The sequence below is a fragment of the Catenulispora subtropica genome, from assembly GCF_039531675.1.
GTDB lineage: Bacteria > Actinomycetota > Actinomycetes > Streptomycetales > Catenulisporaceae > Catenulispora > Catenulispora subtropica.
The window spans coordinates 66,253-81,909 of record NZ_BAAAQM010000008.1 but is presented as its reverse complement, the minus strand read 5'-3'; the positions used below and the strand labels follow the sequence as shown (position 1 = coordinate 81,909).

Sequence of the window (15,657 nt, the reverse complement as noted above, 5' to 3'; positions counted from 1 at the left end):
GGCCGATGCCCGGTCGTCCACACCAGACCTCGCACCGGCCCCTCGCAGCTCCGGCTCTCCTCCCAGCCGCCCCGGCATCGGGTCCGGCCCGCGCGACGACACCGGAACCCCCGCTTTCCACCGTGCTCCGGTGCCGTCCCCCCGCTGAGGGGCGGGCCGGCGTGCCCTTCAAGATGGCCAGAGCGCGGCGGCGGTGTCTTGTAAGAAAGGGAGACGGGCAGGTCAGGCGTTCCAACCCGAAGGCCCGTACCCGGCATTGAGTACTGGTGGAAAGGGTGACACCGGGGAGGCGCGGATGACCGACGAGGACGAGTTCCGGCAGTTCGCCGCGAGCCGCCAGAAACAGCTGCTGCGCAGCGCCTATCTCTTGAGCGGGGACTGGCACAGCGCGGAGGATCTTGTGCAGACCGCGTTCGGGCTGCTGTACCGCCACTGGCGCCGGGTGAGCCGTGTCGAGTATCGGGACGCTTACGCCAAACAGGTGCTGTACCGCTGCTTCCTGGCGTCCAGACGGAGGAAGGGCTTCGCGACGGTGCCGATCGACTCGGTCCCCGAGCCCGCCGCCGCAGCCGCCGCGCAAGTCGACGACGGCCGCCTGAGCGCCCTGCTGGAGGCGCTCTCCGGGCTGCCGGAGCGGGCCAGGGCGGTGGTGGTCCTGCGGTACTGGGAGGACTACTCGGTGGCGCAGACCGCCGACGCGCTCGGCGTATCGCAGGGCACCGTGAAGAGCCAGACGTCCCGCGCGCTGGAGCTGCTGCGCGTCCGGATCTCCGGCCTGTTGAGCGACAGCCGTCAAGACTGAACGGAGGGGTTCCATGAGCGAGCACGACACCGAGGACCTCAGGGTCCTGTTCGACGGCGTGACCATCGGAGACGCTCCGGGGTCCCGCGACCTGGTCGGGCCGGCGGTGGCCTGGGGCGGCCGGCGGCGGCGCCGCGACCGGTGGCTGACGGTCGGCGCGGCGGCGAGCCTGGTCGTGGCCGTGGCCGCCGGGGCGGTCGCCCTGGCGCCGGGCGGCGGCTCGGGGAGCGGCCGGGGCGGCGGAGCCGGGCCGGCCGGGGCGCCCCCGACGCACACCCCTTCCGGCCGCTCCGCCATGGGGCTGCGTGACATCCTCGGCCAGGAGCAGGGCCTCCTGGACTCGCTGGGGACCTACCTCCCCGAGGGCTACCGGTTCAGCTGCTCCGACCTGCCCTGCCTGGCACACGTCACGCTCTCCGGGCCGCAGGGGACCAGCCTCGTGGAGTGGGGCACGGGAACCGACCTGTTCCAGGCGGCCCCTCCTTCGGACCCCGGCGAGCACGACCACCAGCGGACCGACGCGATCCCTCTGACGTCCGGACCGTTCCGGGTCGAGCACGGAACGGTCACCGTGTGGATGACCGATGACGAGGCCCAAGTCCTCTACGGCTCGGACCTCCTGGCTGATCCGCACCAGATCGTCTACGTCAAGGCGCAGTACACGTACAAGCCCAGCGCCTCGTCCGCCGGCTACCGCATGATGCAGAGCCAACTGGTTCAGGACATCTCCTGGAAGAGCGATCCCCGCGACAACGCCCGCCTCCGGGAGCTCATGGGGTTCAGCCAGACCGGCCCGCTGTTGAGCCCGAACTGGTTCGCCGTGCTGGCCGACCAGCCGACGTTCCAGTACGTGCTCGACCAGCTGAAGGGCTGGGACCAGCAGGCCGCCGAGCTGAAGCAGCGAGGGGCGGCCTGACGGCCGCCCGGCCCGGGCTCCCGTCTCACGGCTTGCGCAGCTGCACCCGCTCCACCCGATGGTCGGCGCTCTTGCGCAGCACCAGCCGCGCCCGGCCCCGCGTGGGCAGGATGTTGTCCATCAGGTTCCGCTCGTTGATCGACGTCCAGATCTCCTCGGCCAGGCCGCGCGCGGCGTCGTCGGACAGCGAGGCGAAGCGGTGGAAGTACGACTGCGGGTCGCTGAACGCCGTGGAGCGCAGGGCCAGGAAACGATCGGTGTACCACTGCTTCAGGTCCGAGCGGCGGGCGTCGAGGTAGACGGAGAAGTCCAGGAAGTCCGACGCCGCCAGCGAGGTGCGGCCGTCGGCGCGGGTGCGGGCCGGCTGGAGTAGGTTCAAGCCCTCGACCAGCAGGATGTCCGGGCGCTTCACCTGCACGCAGGCGCCCGGCACGATGTCGTAGACCAGGTGCGAGTACACCGGGGCCTCGACCGCGGCCTGGCCGGACTTCACCGCCGACAGGAAGCGCAGGAAGGCGCGCTGGTCGTAGGACTCCGGGAAGCCCTTGCGGCCCATCAGGCCGCGCTTCTCCAGCACGGCGTTCGGATACAGGAACCCGTCGGTGGTGATCAGGCCCACCTCGGGGTGCTCGGGGCTGCGGGCCAGCAGCTCGCGCAGCGTCCGGGAGAACGTGGACTTGCCCACCGACACCGAGCCGGCGATGCCGATCACGAACGGCGGCGCGGTCTGCGGCGTCCACTGCCCCTGCCGGTCGCCGCCGCCGGCGCCGGCCGCGAAGGAAGCGATGGTGCCGCGCAGGTTGGCGGTGGAGCGTACGTAGAGGCTGAGCAGCTGGGTCAGCGGGAGATAGACGTCGCGGACCTCGTCGATGTCGGTCACGTCGAGGAGTCCGCGCAGCCGCTCGATCTCCGGCTCGGTCAGCGGCAGCGGGGTCCGGTCCCTCAGGGCTGCCCACTCGTTCCGGCTGAACTCCAGGAACGGGTTGGGCGCGGGAGGTGCGGCCTGAACACTGGTCACGGCCCTACCCTACCGACTGGTAGTCGCGGCTCGGTCGGGCCTAATTGGTCTGTACCAATCCAGGTCAGCGGGCATACCACTATGCTCCTCCCCATGTGCGGAATCGTGGGTTACGTGGGCTCCCAGCAAGCCCTTGGCATCGTGGTGGAAGGTCTGCGCCGGATGGAGTACCGGGGCTACGACTCGGCGGGCATCGCCGTGGTCGACCGGTCCGCCGGCGAGGCGCGGCTGGCCGGTGCCAAGAAGGCCGGGAAGCTGGCGAACCTGGAGAAGGAGCTCGACGCCCGGCCCCTCCCGGCGTCGACGACCGGCCTGGGCCACACGCGGTGGGCCACCCACGGCGGGCCGACCGACGGCAACGCCCACCCGCACTTCAGCGCCCCCGCCGAGGGTGTCTACACGGACACCACCGGCAAGGTCGCGGTCATCCACAACGGCATCATCGAGAACTTCGCGCGCCTGAAGGCGGAGCTGGCCGCCGACGGCGTGGAGTTCCTCAGCGAGACCGACACCGAGGTGGTCGCGCACCTGCTGGCCCGCGACTTCGCCGCGGCCGGCGACGGCGACCTGGGCGCCGCCATGCGCCGCGTCGTGAACCGCCTGCAGGGCGCCTTCACCCTGGTGGCCGTGCACGCCGAGGCCCCGGACGTGGTGGTCGGCGCGCGCCGCAACTCGCCGCTGGTGATCGGCGTCGGCGAGGGCGAGGCGTTCCTCGCCTCCGACGTCTCGGCGTTCATCGCGCACACCCGCGAGGCCATCGAGATGGGCCAGGACCAGGTCGCCGAGGTCTTCCGGGACGGCTCGGTGAAGCTCACCACCTTCGACGGCGTGCCGGTCGAGGGCAAGCGGTTCCACGTCTCCTGGGACGCCTCGGCCGCCGAGAAGGGCGGCTACGACTGGTTCATGCAGAAGGAGATCGCCGAGCAGCCGCAGGCGGTCGCCGACACCCTGCTGGGCCGGGTGAACGGCGACGGCAGGCTGGTGCTGGACGAGATGCGGCTGTCCGAGGAGGAGCTGCGCGCGATCACCAAGATCATCGTGGTCGCCTGCGGCACCGCCTACCACGCCGGCCTGATCGCCAAGTACGCGATCGAGCACTGGACCCGGATCCCGGTCGAGGTCGAGCTGGCCAGCGAGTTCCGCTACCGCGACCCGATCCTGACCCGGGACACGCTGGTGATAGCGATCTCGCAGTCCGGCGAGACCATGGACACCCTGATGGCCATCCGGCACGCCCGCGAGCAGCACTCCCGGGTGCTGGCGATCTGCAACACCAACGGCTCCACCATTCCGCGCGAGTCCGACGCCGTGGTCTACACCCACGGCGGCCCGGAGATCGGCGTGGCGTCCACGAAGGCGTTCCTGACCCAGCTCACCGCCTGCTACATCGTCGGCCTCTACCTGGCGCAGGTGCGCGGGGTGAAGTTCAACGACGAGGTCGCCGAGGTGCTGACCCAGCTGTCGGAGTCGCCGGCGGCGATCGCCGAGACGCTGAAGCGGATGGACCCGGTGCGCAAGCTGGCCCGCTCCATGGTCGGCGCCCGCACCGTGCTGTTCCTGGGCCGCCACGTCGGCTACCCGATGGCGCTGGAGGGCGCGCTCAAGCTCAAGGAGCTGGCCTACATCCACGCCGAGGGCTTCGCCGCCGGCGAGCTCAAGCACGGCCCGATCGCGCTGATCGAGCAGGACCTGCCGGTGGTGGTCGTGGTGCCCTCGCCGAAGCGGCCGCTGCTGCACGACAAGATCGTCTCCAACATCCAGGAGATCCGGGCCCGCGGCGCCAAGACCATCGTGATCGCCGAGGACGGCGACGAGGCCGTGGCCCCGTACGCGGACTTCCTGTTCCACGTCCCCGAGCTGCCGATCCTGCTCCAGCCGCTGGTGGCCACCGTCCCGCTCCAGGTGTTCGCCGCGGAGCTGGCCGACGCCCTCGGCTACGACGTCGACCAGCCGCGTAACCTGGCGAAGTCGGTCACGGTGGAGTAAGGGCAGTGAGGACTCGCGCATGATCCTGGGTGTGGGCATCGACGTCGTCGACGTCGAACGGTTCGCGGCGTCGATCGCCCGCACTCCGGCACTGCGCGAGAAGCTGTTCACCCCCGCGGAGCGCGAGCGCGGCACCGCGTCCCTGGCCGCGCGCTTCGCGGCGAAGGAGGCGCTGGCCAAGGCCCTCGGCGCGCCCCGCGGCCTGCGCTGGCACGACGGCGAGGTGGTGACGCTGCCGGACGGCCGCCCGGAGCTGCGGGTTTCCGGGACGGTGGCGGCGCTGGCGGCGGAGCGGGGGATCCGGACGTTCCACGTGTCCTTGTCGCACGACGCCGGGATCGCCTCGGCCGTCGTGATCGCCGAGGCCTGAGACCGGCGCGCGGCAGCCGGACGCGTCCTTCCGCCGTCTTCGGGGCCGGGGCCGGTGCTTCCCGGCCCGGCGGTCCGCTCGATTGTGAAGTCGTCGAGCTGGGCGCCGCTCTCGGCCAACCGTCGCCCTCAGCGTGCGCTGTGCTCGTCGACGTGCGGCTCGGCCGCGATCTCGTGGCCCGGCTCCAGCGGCGACCGCCCGGACCTGGTTCTCAGCGGGCGCGAGGCCGGATCACGGCAGGGCCCGCTGCGTTCCGGCCGCGATGCGCCGGGCCCGGCGCCGCCGCATGAACCCGGTCAGCGTCCGCACCCGCACGTTGGCGTGGTGGACCTGACCGGTGAGCAGCAGCCGCACCGACTCCGGGCCGGGGGCGCCGAGGTCGCGCTGCGCGATGTTGGCGTGCCGCGCGGCCACCTGCGACGTGTCGGCGAGCGAACCGTCCGGCACGAACATCCGCACGTTCCCGTGCCGCACGTCCAGCACCACCTCCACCTCCCGCGGCCCGGCGAACACCGCTTCGGTGAAGTCGAGCACGACGTTGCCGTGCCGCACCGTGACCAGCAGCTTGCGCGGCACCAGCCAGGCCCCGCGCTTGTGGCTGTTGCCGTGCGCGATGGTGATGCTCTGCGACTCCTGCGCCTCGGTCCGCCGCGCGGCGGAGGCCCCCTGGGCGGACGCCGGCAGATCCTTGATCAGCGTGTCCAGCTCGCCGTAGGTGCGGGCGCTCAGCGCCGCCTCGATGCGCTGGTCAAGCTCCTCGGCGTCGATCCGCCCGTCCCCGGCCGCGACGCGGAGCTGGTCGACGACGATGTCGCGGTCTTCGTGGGACGCGCGCAGTTCGGCACGCGACGTCGGTTCCAGCTCGCCAGGCATGCCGGTGATCCTAGCGAGACAGGGAACTGGCGGACAGCGAATAGGGGGATTGGGAGCCCTGCGGGCAAGACGTCGGAGCGCGCGACGGGAGGACGCTGAGACCTGGGACGGGCGCTGCGGGTGGCGTACCCGCGGGCGGCGGGCCAGGGTGGGACCATGCGGACGGCGTTCTCGGTCGACCAGGTGCGGCGCGCGGAAGCGGCGCTGATGGCGCGGCTGCCCGAAGGTGAGCTGATGCAGCGTGCGGTCGCGGGGCTCGCGTCGCACTGCGCGCGGCTGCTCGGCGGTCGGGTCTACGGCAAGCGTGTCGTGGTCGTGGCGGGGAGCGGTGACAACGGAGGGGACGCGTTGTACGCCGGGGCCCGCCTGGCGCGGCGTGGAGCGGTCGTCGAGGCGGTGCTGCTGGACGAGGCCCGGGCGCACGCCGGAGGGCTGGCCGCGGTGTGGGCGTCCGGGGGACGGCCCGTGCGGGCGGGGGAGTGGACGCCCCGCGGGGCGGATCTCGTGCTGGACGGCGTGGTCGGGATCGGCGGGCGAGGCGGGTTGCGCGAAGCGGCCGCCGCGGTGTTCGACCGGGTCGAGGCGATGCGGAGCGCGGCGATCGTGGTCGCGGTCGACGTCCCGAGCGGTGTGGACAGCGACACCGGGGAAGTCGCCGGTGTCGCGGTCCGCGCGGATACGACCGTGACCTTCGGTACCTACAAGCCGGGCCTGCTCATTTCGCCCGGTGCGGAGTATGTCGGCACGCTGGAGTTCGTCGACATCGGCCTGGAACCTTTTCTGGAGGGCGCGCCGGTGCTGGAGGCGCTGGAGGCAGCCGATGTCCGTGCTCTGCTGCCGACGACGTCTGCTGAGAGCAACAAGTACCGGCGAGGCGTCGTCGGCATCGCGGCGGGGTCGCCGCGGTATCCGGGCGCTGCGGTGCTCTGCACGGGAGCGGCTCTGCGCAGCGGTGCCGGAGCGGTGCGGTTCGTAGGCGAGGACGAGGTCGGCCGAGGAGTCCTGGCCGACTACCCGGAGGTGCTGGTCGGGCCCGGACGGGTGCAGGCGTGGGTCGTCGGACCCGGCATCGGACTGGATGACGGCGACCGGGTCGCGACCGCGCTGGCGGAGCAGGTGCCGGTGCTCGTCGACGCCGACGGGCTGGCGGCCCTGCCACGGCCGGTCCACCGGGCGCACCCGACGCTGATCACGCCGCACGCCGGCGAGGCCGCCCGGCTGCTGGGGGACTCCTGGACGCCCGAGCGGGTCGAGGAGGCCCGGCTGGGAGCCGTCCGGGAGCTCGTCGCCCGGACGGGATGCACCGTGCTGCTGAAGGGGTCGACCACGCTGATCGCGGAGCCGGGGAATCCGACGGTGCGGGTCAACCCCACGGGAACCCCCGCGCTGGCCACGGCGGGTTCGGGGGACGTGTTGTCGGGCCTGGCCGGCGGGCTGCTGGCGACGGGCCGCTCGCCGTATGACGCCGCGTCGGTCGCGGCGTGGCTGCACGGGCAGGCCGCCCGGGACCGGCTGGGCGAGTGTCCCGGACAGCAGGTCATCGCCGGGGACCTGGTCCAGGCGTTGCGGGCTGCGCCGACCGCATAAGAAGAAACCTTCTGCAAGGCTCCTTCTGTATCCGGAGACAGAAACGCCCGGGCTGGACTCCGGCTCCTGCCGACGTCCCGCCCAGGCGTTCCGCTCAGACTGCCTCAGGCCTCAGCGGCCGGCTTCGGCTTCCAGATGAACAACGTTCTGCCGGTCGGGGTGGCCACCAGCACGCTTGTGTGAGCCCATGTGGGTGACGTGCTCTTGAGCGGTGGGTGACTGTCATCGTCGGTCATGATCGAGCGACGTTCCACGGCCCAGGGACGGCCCGGGGGAGGGGGCGACTGAGGCTGTATAGATGGCCAAGTTCCGTGCCCGGTCTGGACGCATAGCCGACGCGCTGCTTGCAAAGCCCTGACTATGCTCCAGTAGATCAACTCGCCGAGCATGCGACCCGCTGACCTGCTCCCCGGCGTTGCGATGTCCGTGAGTGTCCGCCCGTAACCGCGAGATCGGCTCCATACGGGCACGCAGTGGGCACGTACGAACACTCGCTGACGCGGGGAGGCATAGTAGCTCTGGAGCCGACGGCAACGTGCTGGTTCGGCCTCCGGTCATACCGCACCCGCTATCGGTTGGGGGACGGGCTCCGCGAACTCATGCCAGTGCCACGCTTCGAAAATTTCCATCGGCGCCGACCTCGGCGGCGTACGATCTGACGGCAAGTATGGGCGTTCCCTGTTTCCGCAGCGAGGTTCCGCAGATGTCCGTGACACATAACTGGGATGAGTCTGTTATCGAGTCGTTCAATGCGATCTTGCATGAACAACTTGACTACTACGAGACTGCCACTCGCATGAGTGCTGCTCTCGGCGAGAGCCCAGATGAGCGTGCGGCGTCTTTGATTCGTGCTCTCTTGTATCACCCAACGCCTCGGCCACATCTCAGCGATCCTGGGTCCCGGGTCTATGCGCCGATGATCGAACTAGCGGACGGCCAGTCTCGCCCCGAGCGGGTTGGTGAGGCGACGGACGCAACGCTCGAAGCCTGGGATGAGGCAACACAGATTTTTGAAAATTTTCCCTTGATCGTCGCAAGGCTCGCCGATCTACTCTGGTTGCGTCGGTACGGCACAAAGAACTATCTCTACGCGCAGAAGGCCCAGAAGTCACTGCGGGCCTTGTCGGCGTACCCGAACATACCCGATATTATCAGAGCCGATTATCTTGTTCGAGCATTGGATCTCGCACACGAAGCGGGAATGAAGAAGGAAATCGCACCAACGGTCAGTGATCTCGTTGCAGCCGCGAAGGTTTCACTCCAGAATCCGGAATGGGTTCCCGGGGTGTCGCTGCGCCTGATTGAACGTTTGGCCAGACTACCAAAGCGCGATCGGCCGGCGGACCTTGATGAACTTGTCCAAGCTGCAGTCGATGCCTACGGAGAAGACCCGTTTATACTTGAGGCCATCCTGCAGATTCGTCTCCACTTGATTGGCCCTGAGCCTGAACTACGCCGAGCAACGGCTCTGGAGATAGTGAATCGATGGAAGAAGGCTGCCGACGGCGCGCCAACGCTAATTGCTCAAAGGCATATCGAGCAAGCACTTTCCATCGCACGATCCGAAGGTCTGAGTGACGAGGTTCCGGCGCTCCGTACTCGCTTGCAAGAGATTAGCCGCCAAGAACACAACTTTTCAGTGTTCTCGGTTGATGTAAACATTCCTGCCGAAAGAATCGAGGCCTTTATTGCGCAATTCACGAACGGTGACGATCCTCAGCGGTGGCTCGGCCGGTTCGCCTCATATTGCCCCGTCCAGCAGGACAGAGATCTTGTTGCGAGACAGGTTCGCGAGAAGATGCAGCAGGCGCCATTCCAATATCTCACAACTAAGATTCTGGTGAACGCGCAGGGGCTCCCAACCAAGACAATCGTTGGTGACGAACAACACTTCGCCCAAGCGATGATCGATCACGACACTTTTTACATTGTGTTTTGGAGTAATTTGGCGGCAGAAATCCTAGACCGCATGTCAGCAACGGGGCGGATGACAGAACAAGAAATATCGACATTCCTCTCGGAAAGCGTGTTTGATGAATCGCAATCCGAGGGTATTGCGCGAAGTTTTATGCACTATGCCGCAGGTCGGTACGAGGAAGCAATGCTCTGCTGTATTCCGAGGCTGGAGGCTGCCTTGCGGTCCGCGTCTATGGCAATTGGTCTTGTTGTCTACATCGAGCCTGGCGCTGCAGCGAACCAACTCGGTAGTTTCAAGGGCCTAGGCGACTTGCTGCGAGCGCTTGCAGGCCGCGCTCCGGAACCGCAGCGCAGCTACCTGCAGCTAATGCTCGCTGAGCCCCTTAGCCTCAACCTTCGAAACAAGGCGCTGCACGGTTTGATGCAGGAAGTCTCGAAGCAGGACGCGGCGCTTGTCTTGCACGCTGCCGCGGCGCTCGGGCAATGGCAAGGAATTCCGGCGCAGCCAGCGCCATAGCCTTTAAATAGGCATCACCGGGGACTGCGCTTGCAAGAGCGACCACACGCGGGCGAGGCATTCACAGCTCGCGGCTGTTGCTTAAGTCGGGGACGTAAGGCGACCACAGGCTGAGGTAACCACGCTGCCCCTTCTGTACGGAACGCAAGGTGGTCGCACAAGTGGGGTACGCCAACAGGTCCAGCGTCGACCCAGCAGGCCAATAGCTACCAGAGGCGGCCTTCACCCCGAGCCGGCCGCCGCGCCCGGGACCGGCCGCCAGGCCGCACGCCCGGGATGCGGCGGGCCGGCGGCGGCGCGTCAGCGCCGCCTTGATCTGATACAGCTCAATTCGGCAACGCGCCGCGGTACGGGTCGCCGTGTTCGAGGTACAGGGTGGCGGCCTGCGAGCGGGCGTCGATGGCGGCCTTGATGCGGCGGGCCAGGCGTGGGATCAGCAGGGTGTCGACCAGGTCGGGGTCATGGAAGGCGTAGCCCGCGATTTCGGCAGGGTCGAGCTCGATGCGCTCGAGGTGCTCGGCTGCGAGTTCGCCGCCGTCGAAGACGAACAGCAGCTTGTCGCCTTCGCCTGTGGCTGGCGCCCAGTCTGCGACCAACAGCGCGCCGATCGGCGGCTTGATGCCTAGCTCCTCCTGGACCTCGCGTGCGGCGGCCTGGGTGGGAGTTTCGCCGATCTCTACGTAACCGCCTGGCAGATCCCAACCAGGCTTGTATGAGGGCCGAACTAGCAGGATGCGGCCTTCGGCGTCGAAGAAGAGGACGCCTGCGGCAACGCGTGGGGTGGCGAACGACTCGGCTGGGGTCGGCTCGGTCATGAGTCGACTCTAGCCCTCGTCACGAACAGATCAGCGGGACTCGATCACGTGAATCCGCTGGGCGAGATCGGCCAGAGCGAGGCTGGGCCTGCCGTGCTGGCGTCGGATCCACGAAGTGACCAGTTGGCGAGGGATGAAGTGGTACCGGACCTGCTCCGGTGCGAGCTTCTCGGCGTCCAGGATGAGGGACAGCGCGTCGTCGGTCTGGTTCCGGGCGGAGAACGCACGGGCGACCTCGAGGGCGTGGCGGACACGGCGTTCGGTCGGCATCTGCGACGTGTCGAGTTGCGGCCCCTGGTCGAGCGCAAGCTGTACGTCGCCGAGCTCCATCGCTGCGCCGACCCGGTGAATCGCGACGTTGGTCGGCCCGAACGCGGTCCACATGTGGTTCGCGTCCTGGCCCAGCCGGCGGGCCGACTCTTCAGCCTCGGCTAGGAACGTCCGCGTAGTCGCACGGTCCTCGGATCGAGATGCTGCGACCGATCCGGCGAGGAACAGCGTTCCGTAGATCGACAAGAACTCGGGCGATGCCTTCGACACGTGCGGCTGAAGGAAACCCGCCGCGTCGGCGGTGAGCTGCTTCGCGGAGTCGAATCGTCCGTTGGCCAGTAGGCAGTGGGTGACCGATCGGAACAGGGACCCGATGATGACCGGATCGCCCGACTCCTGCGCAGCGCTCAGCCCCCGATCAGAGGCGATCCAAGCAAGCTCGGTCTCGCCAATCTTCGTGAGCACCTGAGCCGCGCTCTGGTACGCCATCGCGAGAAGCCTGCATGCCTCAAGCTGCTGGTCTCCGTTGTATGAGCGTGTTGCAGCCTGCGCTAGGGACAGCACCGACGGAACCATGCGGGCCGTGCGGGCGAATCGCCCTTCCTGGTACGCGGTCCATGCGTCTCCGACTTCTTGCCTGAGCACCTCGAGGTCCGGGCGGAAGCCGTTCGCCTCTCCGCTCAGCAAGGGGGAGAGCTGGCGGTAGTCCATGAGCGCTTCGCGCAGTACTGAGACGGTGCGGCCCTTCACGTCCTGGGTCCAGTCGAGCAGCGACGGCTCGGCCAGGAGGTCGCCGAGCTGCACGTCCAGGGCGTCGGCCAGCGACTTGATGACCGACAGCCGGTCGAGGTCGGCTCGGTTGTTCTCGACCTTGCCGAGCCAATCGGCCGTCCGCCCGACCAGGCCGGCCAACACCTCTTGCGACATGCCCCGGCGCCGCCGGTACCAGGCGACGCGCTCACCGATGCTCAGGGTCTCAGTCATTCCACGCATAGCCCTAGCCTCACCGCACTCCCCCGCCGGACCCCGGAAGGTTTTTCCGGGTTCCCCTTCGGCGGTGACCGTACGTTCACACCATGTCGTCAGTGCCCCGCAACGAACACGACCACACCAAGGACCCGCGGAAAACGGCCGGAAGCGACGGCTGGTCGTGTACCTCGTGCCGCGGACGTGGCTGGAAGCACATCACCTCACGTCTCGGAATCGTGGCGGGGGCCATCGACGACACCGCCGAAATCTCCGACGAGGAGCCGTGCCGTCACTGCAACGGCACCGGTCGGGCACAGGGCTCCGTCGCCCCGTCGTCCGAGGAGGGAATGTAACGCGATGTCCGACGAGATCAACGGCTCGGACCGTCCGCTGATGCCGGGACACATCGGTATCAGGATCACGGTGATTGACTATGACGGTGCGACAGGCACCTACCGAACGATCAAAGAGATGTCGTTCACTCCGCCCGCCAGACACCTCGCCCTGCCGGGCTTGACCACGTTGCAGCTCGGCCGTGGTCGGCAAGAGCGTCAGGACACGGACGGAGAACTCTGATGGCTTGCGTGGTGGCAGTAGGCGTAAGCAGGAGAGGGATCACACGGTGACCGGGTTCGTCCGAGGAACGCAAAACGACGTCCTGAATGCACTGGGCCGGCGCTTCATCGACCCGCTGTATCGCGATCAGGCGACACAACAGGCCACCTGGGCTGCAATGTGCGAGATCCAAGATGGCGGTTGGCTCGTAAAGGTCCAAGACATCGTGTTCGAGGTTGTCGAGGAACCGACGACCGTGGAACAGGACGTCTACGGCTGCGACAAGGGCAGGGCGTGCACAGACGTCGCCGACGAGCTCCGCCCGCGGCTCGAAGAGCTCATCAAGGCAAGACTCGCTGACAGCAGCAGAGCCGATGACCGTCGGTTTCACTGGTTCTGGCGACTCGATCAGAACGTCTTCGACCTACGAGACGTCCGGATGTTCGTGATGGAGACGCTCGGCTCGCACGTTGTCGCAGACGCTGCCGTGACCTTGGTAGGCAACGCCAAGACCTACAGCCGGCACTACGAGATCGACATGCACGTGACGCTGCTGCCGGATCGGATGCGGATCCGCGTGGACGATGACGGCCCACAGTTCAGGCTCGACGATGACCATGTGAAACCGGCGCCTCTGGAACCTGGCGAGAACGGAGCACCTCGGGGCGGCTTGGCGATCATCGATGAGCAAGCCCTGTCCTGGGATGTCATCGGTAGTCCCGAACACGGGTGGAGTGTGTGGGCGGACTTCGCTCGCTCTTCCGAAGAGACTGAGCACCTCGCGGCGAACTTTCGGACGGTCCGGGCTGGTGAGATCCCTGCTCGCGCCTATGTCTACCGCGGAGACGATCAATTGGCATGGGTGCCGGTGGTCACGGTCGAGACGTCCGGAGACCGGGTGCATCCGAACGCGCTGGATGGCTACCCGCTGCCTTCCTTCGGTGTGAACGATGAAGTGCCGATCTTCGCAAGCGATGCGGTGATGTCGCCCTGACGGTCGGACTCGATCCGACGGCCGGACTCACTTCCGGGCGATGTTCGCGACATTGAACTGCGGGGCCTGACACCTGGCGTGGAGGCGCCGGGGCTCCTGGCAGCGCTGGCACGACCTCTGCCTGAGCGCTACGCTGCGGTCAAGCTGAGTAGCTTGATGGGTCAAGTCATGACGTGTTGAGGCGGTAAGTGATGCCTTTCGAATCGGCTCCACCGAAGTACGCGCGCATCGTCGCGCTGCTGCAAGAGCGGATCCAAGGTGGCGTTTACGCGCCCGGTGCGATGCTGCCCAGCGAAGAGCAACTCGTGAACGAGTTCGACGTCTCGCGGACAACCATCATTCGGGCCCTTCAGATCCTCAGCCGCGATGGCTGGATCGAGTCGCAGCAGGGCAAGGGCCGGTTCGTCCGCGGCCGGCCATCCACGATGGATCAGCGATTCCGGCCCAGCCGCAACGCCCTGGAGCAAAGCGAGACCAGCGGTAGCCGGCTCGTCGACGTCGGCCACGTCATTGCTCCCGATGCCGTGGCCGCAGCGCTGAACTTGAAGAAGAACGAAGCGGTGCTCATGAGGCGTCGCCTAGTCGTCCGCGACGACGAGCCGGACGAGTTGGTGACCTCGTACTTCCCGCTGGACCTGGCTCACGGTACAGCGCTCGGCGGCGAGGCTCTCATGACCGATGGCGCCCGGCGCCAGATCGAGTCACGAAACAAGATCCGGTACGACCACGTAACGGAGCGGATCGCCGCTCGACTGCCCTCCGGGGAGGAAGCGCTGCTGCTGGCGCTGCCAAGCAAGCGGACACCCGTGCTCGCGGTGACTGTCACGGCGTTCGAAGCGTCGGGTCGACCGGTTCAGCTCGCCGAACTCGTCTTACCCGGCGACCGTCACGAGCTCGAAGACACGTACCCGTTGGTCTGAATCCCGAGCGTCGGGTCAGGCCGTTGCCGCGCTCCACGCTGCGGTGATCTCGGCGACCTGAGCATCGAACTGGGTGTCCTCAAAGCTTCCGCCAGCAATGGGGGCCGGCAGCCGAACCAACTGTCCAGATGAAGTCCGCACATGCACCAGACGGACCTTCGCTCGGGCAATGACCTCGACACCGGTGATCTCATTCCACGGCAGGTATCTGCTCGAAAAGGTTCGGTGCATCCTGATGCCTCCCGCTTCAAGCACGGTAGCCGCCCTGATCTGACGTAGGACGATCAGTGCTGCCGCAACGGCGAAGAGTCCGTAGCCCAAGCCGTTGTAATGCACGGGCCGAGGCTTGGTGAGGCTGACCAGTCCAGGGATGATCACTGGGCTGGCAGCGAAAACAGCCGAGCTGACCCAACCGCGAGGTGACAGCTTCAGTCGGAAGCGCATGTTCGAGGACATCGGCAGATCATGGCAGACCACGCCTGGCGGACGGAAGGTCACGAGCAAGCCTGGCCGAGCCACTCCCGTCACCTCAATCAGCTTGACAGCCCTCTGCGTTACCCGCATAGTCGAACTTGTAGGGCTAAGTGAACAACACCTAGCACGACAAGTTGATGAGGAGTGAGAGTGGCGATCCAGGGTGCGATCCGGGTCCAGTTCGGCGACGTGTTCCCGCACGGGGCGTTCGCCGTGGCGGTGGAGCCGGTGCGGGACTTCGACAAGTCCACGCGGGAGAACACGGTCCAGGCCCGGGACAAGGAAACCGGCGTGCTGGTCTGGGCGGTCGAGGTGCTCGACGCGGACCCGGAGGCTCGGGCGGCGGAGCGGTCGGTGAAGGTGAAGATCGCGGCTGACCAGCAGCCGGTCATGCCGGAACTGATGGCGGGGACTCCGTTCCGGCCGGTCGAGTTCGAGGGGCTGCGGGTGCGGCCGTACGTCAACGGTCAGGGACGGCTGGCGTACTCGTTCAATGCCGCCGCGATGCGCGGTCCGGGTGCCGGGGTGAAGCCGACCGCGGCCGCGAACGGTTCCAAGGGCTGAGCGAAAGCCCTCCTGAGGTACAGCGCCACCACGTAGCAGGGGAGGCCGGATTAGGCCCCGGCCTCCCCTTATGTCTCTCCAGGGTGCGATCCGAGAAGAGGAGTCCAGGC

The 15,657-nt window shown here is 67.6% G+C and carries 15 protein-coding genes; 10 read left to right on the top strand and 5 right to left on the bottom strand.

The window, feature by feature from the left end; all coding sequences use genetic code 11:
- The first annotated feature begins 295 nt into the window (after window positions 1-295).
- Together ABD466_RS09535 and ABD466_RS09530 are read left to right on the top strand one after the other, a co-directional pair.
- Window positions 296-802 carry a SigE family RNA polymerase sigma factor gene (locus ABD466_RS09535; RefSeq protein ID WP_344656597.1) on the top strand — a complete coding sequence of 169 codons (507 nt, stop codon included), beginning with the start codon at window positions 296-298 and terminating at the stop codon, window positions 800-802.
- Between the two features lie 13 nt (window positions 803-815).
- Window positions 816-1,718 (top strand): hypothetical protein, encoded by a 903-nt coding sequence (locus ABD466_RS09530; protein WP_344656596.1) that lies wholly within the window; start codon window positions 816-818, stop codon window positions 1,716-1,718.
- A 25-nt stretch (window positions 1,719-1,743) separates the two neighbouring features.
- Here ABD466_RS09530 and coaA read toward each other — a convergent pair whose 3' ends face one another.
- Window positions 1,744-2,736, bottom strand: a complete 993-nt coding sequence (coaA, locus tag ABD466_RS09525; protein ID WP_344656595.1) for a type I pantothenate kinase — start codon at window positions 2,734-2,736, stop codon at window positions 1,744-1,746.
- 93 nt (window positions 2,737-2,829) lie between these two features.
- Between coaA and glmS the strand changes: the two genes are divergently transcribed.
- Both glmS and ABD466_RS09515 read left to right on the top strand, forming a co-directional pair.
- Window positions 2,830-4,722, top strand: coding sequence for a glutamine--fructose-6-phosphate transaminase (isomerizing) (gene glmS / locus ABD466_RS09520; protein ID WP_344656594.1), 1,893 nt, complete (start codon window positions 2,830-2,832; stop codon window positions 4,720-4,722).
- A 19-nt stretch (window positions 4,723-4,741) separates the two neighbouring features.
- Entirely contained in the window at window positions 4,742-5,092 is a 351-nt protein-coding gene (locus ABD466_RS09515) for a holo-ACP synthase (protein WP_344656593.1), read from the top strand.
- A gap of 231 nt (window positions 5,093-5,323) precedes the next feature.
- Here ABD466_RS09515 and ABD466_RS09510 read toward each other — a convergent pair whose 3' ends face one another.
- A complete protein-coding gene (locus ABD466_RS09510) occupies window positions 5,324-5,965 on the bottom strand; it encodes a DUF1707 SHOCT-like domain-containing protein (RefSeq protein WP_344656592.1) in 642 nt (213 codons plus the stop codon).
- A 156-nt stretch (window positions 5,966-6,121) separates the two neighbouring features.
- Here ABD466_RS09510 and ABD466_RS09505 point away from each other — a divergent pair, with 156 nt between their 5' ends.
- Both ABD466_RS09505 and ABD466_RS09500 read left to right on the top strand, forming a co-directional pair.
- The gene (locus ABD466_RS09505) at window positions 6,122-7,552 is read left to right on the top strand and encodes an NAD(P)H-hydrate dehydratase (protein ID WP_344656591.1); all 1,431 of its coding nucleotides are present in this window, start codon (window positions 6,122-6,124) and stop codon (window positions 7,550-7,552) included.
- Between the two features lie 703 nt (window positions 7,553-8,255).
- A complete protein-coding gene (locus ABD466_RS09500) occupies window positions 8,256-9,986 on the top strand; it encodes a DUF4209 domain-containing protein (protein ID WP_344656590.1) in 1,731 nt (576 codons plus the stop codon).
- Window positions 9,987-10,312: 326 nt separating this feature from the next.
- Here the strand turns inward: ABD466_RS09500 and ABD466_RS09495 are convergent, their stop codons facing one another.
- Together ABD466_RS09495 and ABD466_RS09490 are read right to left on the bottom strand one after the other, a co-directional pair.
- Window positions 10,313-10,801: an NUDIX domain-containing protein gene (locus ABD466_RS09495; protein WP_344656589.1), complete on the bottom strand. Its 489-nt coding sequence runs from the start codon at window positions 10,799-10,801 to the stop codon at window positions 10,313-10,315.
- A 30-nt stretch (window positions 10,802-10,831) separates the two neighbouring features.
- Complete coding sequence (locus ABD466_RS09490; protein WP_425558592.1) at window positions 10,832-12,055, bottom strand: helix-turn-helix domain-containing protein; 1,224 nt, start codon at window positions 12,053-12,055, stop codon at window positions 10,832-10,834.
- Window positions 12,056-12,397: 342 nt separating this feature from the next.
- Between ABD466_RS09490 and ABD466_RS09485 the strand changes: the two genes are divergently transcribed.
- From ABD466_RS09485 to ABD466_RS09475, 3 genes are all read left to right on the top strand, one after another.
- Entirely contained in the window at window positions 12,398-12,616 is a 219-nt protein-coding gene (locus ABD466_RS09485) for a hypothetical protein (protein ID WP_344656587.1), read from the top strand.
- Window positions 12,617-12,662: 46 nt separating this feature from the next.
- Window positions 12,663-13,589, top strand: a complete 927-nt coding sequence (locus ABD466_RS09480; protein ID WP_344656586.1) for an ATP-binding protein — start codon at window positions 12,663-12,665, stop codon at window positions 13,587-13,589.
- 191 nt (window positions 13,590-13,780) lie between these two features.
- The gene (locus ABD466_RS09475; protein WP_344656585.1) at window positions 13,781-14,509 is read left to right on the top strand and encodes a GntR family transcriptional regulator; all 729 of its coding nucleotides are present in this window, start codon (window positions 13,781-13,783) and stop codon (window positions 14,507-14,509) included.
- A 15-nt stretch (window positions 14,510-14,524) separates the two neighbouring features.
- Here ABD466_RS09475 and ABD466_RS09470 read toward each other — a convergent pair whose 3' ends face one another.
- Window positions 14,525-14,965, bottom strand: coding sequence for a PH domain-containing protein (locus ABD466_RS09470; RefSeq protein ID WP_344656584.1), 441 nt, complete (start codon window positions 14,963-14,965; stop codon window positions 14,525-14,527).
- 168 nt (window positions 14,966-15,133) lie between these two features.
- Here ABD466_RS09470 and ABD466_RS09465 point away from each other — a divergent pair, with 168 nt between their 5' ends.
- Window positions 15,134-15,547, top strand: coding sequence for a plasmid replication, integration and excision activator (locus ABD466_RS09465; RefSeq protein WP_344656583.1), 414 nt, complete (start codon window positions 15,134-15,136; stop codon window positions 15,545-15,547).
- The last annotated feature ends 110 nt before the right edge of the window (window positions 15,548-15,657 follow it).

What these genes read in the sequence shown, in the direction of transcription:
- ABD466_RS09515 (WP_344656593.1), top strand. Translation starts at nt 4,742, where the DNA reads ATGATCCTGGGTGTGGGCATCGACGTCGTCGACGTCGAACGGTTCGCG.
- ABD466_RS09470 (WP_344656584.1), bottom strand. Translation starts at nt 14,965, where the DNA reads ATGTCCTCGAACATGCGCTTCCGACTGAAGCTGTCACCTCGCGGTTGG.
- ABD466_RS09535 (WP_344656597.1), top strand. Translation starts at nt 296, where the DNA reads ATGACCGACGAGGACGAGTTCCGGCAGTTCGCCGCGAGCCGCCAGAAA.
- glmS (WP_344656594.1), top strand. Translation starts at nt 2,830, where the DNA reads ATGTGCGGAATCGTGGGTTACGTGGGCTCCCAGCAAGCCCTTGGCATC.
- ABD466_RS09490 (WP_425558592.1), bottom strand. Translation starts at nt 12,055, where the DNA reads ATGACTGAGACCCTGAGCATCGGTGAGCGCGTCGCCTGGTACCGGCGG.
- ABD466_RS09500 (WP_344656590.1), top strand. Translation starts at nt 8,256, where the DNA reads ATGTCCGTGACACATAACTGGGATGAGTCTGTTATCGAGTCGTTCAAT.
- ABD466_RS09505 (WP_344656591.1), top strand. Translation starts at nt 6,122, where the DNA reads ATGCGGACGGCGTTCTCGGTCGACCAGGTGCGGCGCGCGGAAGCGGCG.
- ABD466_RS09475 (WP_344656585.1), top strand. Translation starts at nt 13,781, where the DNA reads ATGCCTTTCGAATCGGCTCCACCGAAGTACGCGCGCATCGTCGCGCTG.
- ABD466_RS09530 (WP_344656596.1), top strand. Translation starts at nt 816, where the DNA reads ATGAGCGAGCACGACACCGAGGACCTCAGGGTCCTGTTCGACGGCGTG.
- ABD466_RS09495 (WP_344656589.1), bottom strand. Translation starts at nt 10,801, where the DNA reads ATGACCGAGCCGACCCCAGCCGAGTCGTTCGCCACCCCACGCGTTGCC.
- ABD466_RS09485 (WP_344656587.1), top strand. Translation starts at nt 12,398, where the DNA reads ATGTCCGACGAGATCAACGGCTCGGACCGTCCGCTGATGCCGGGACAC.
- ABD466_RS09510 (WP_344656592.1), bottom strand. Translation starts at nt 5,965, where the DNA reads ATGCCTGGCGAGCTGGAACCGACGTCGCGTGCCGAACTGCGCGCGTCC.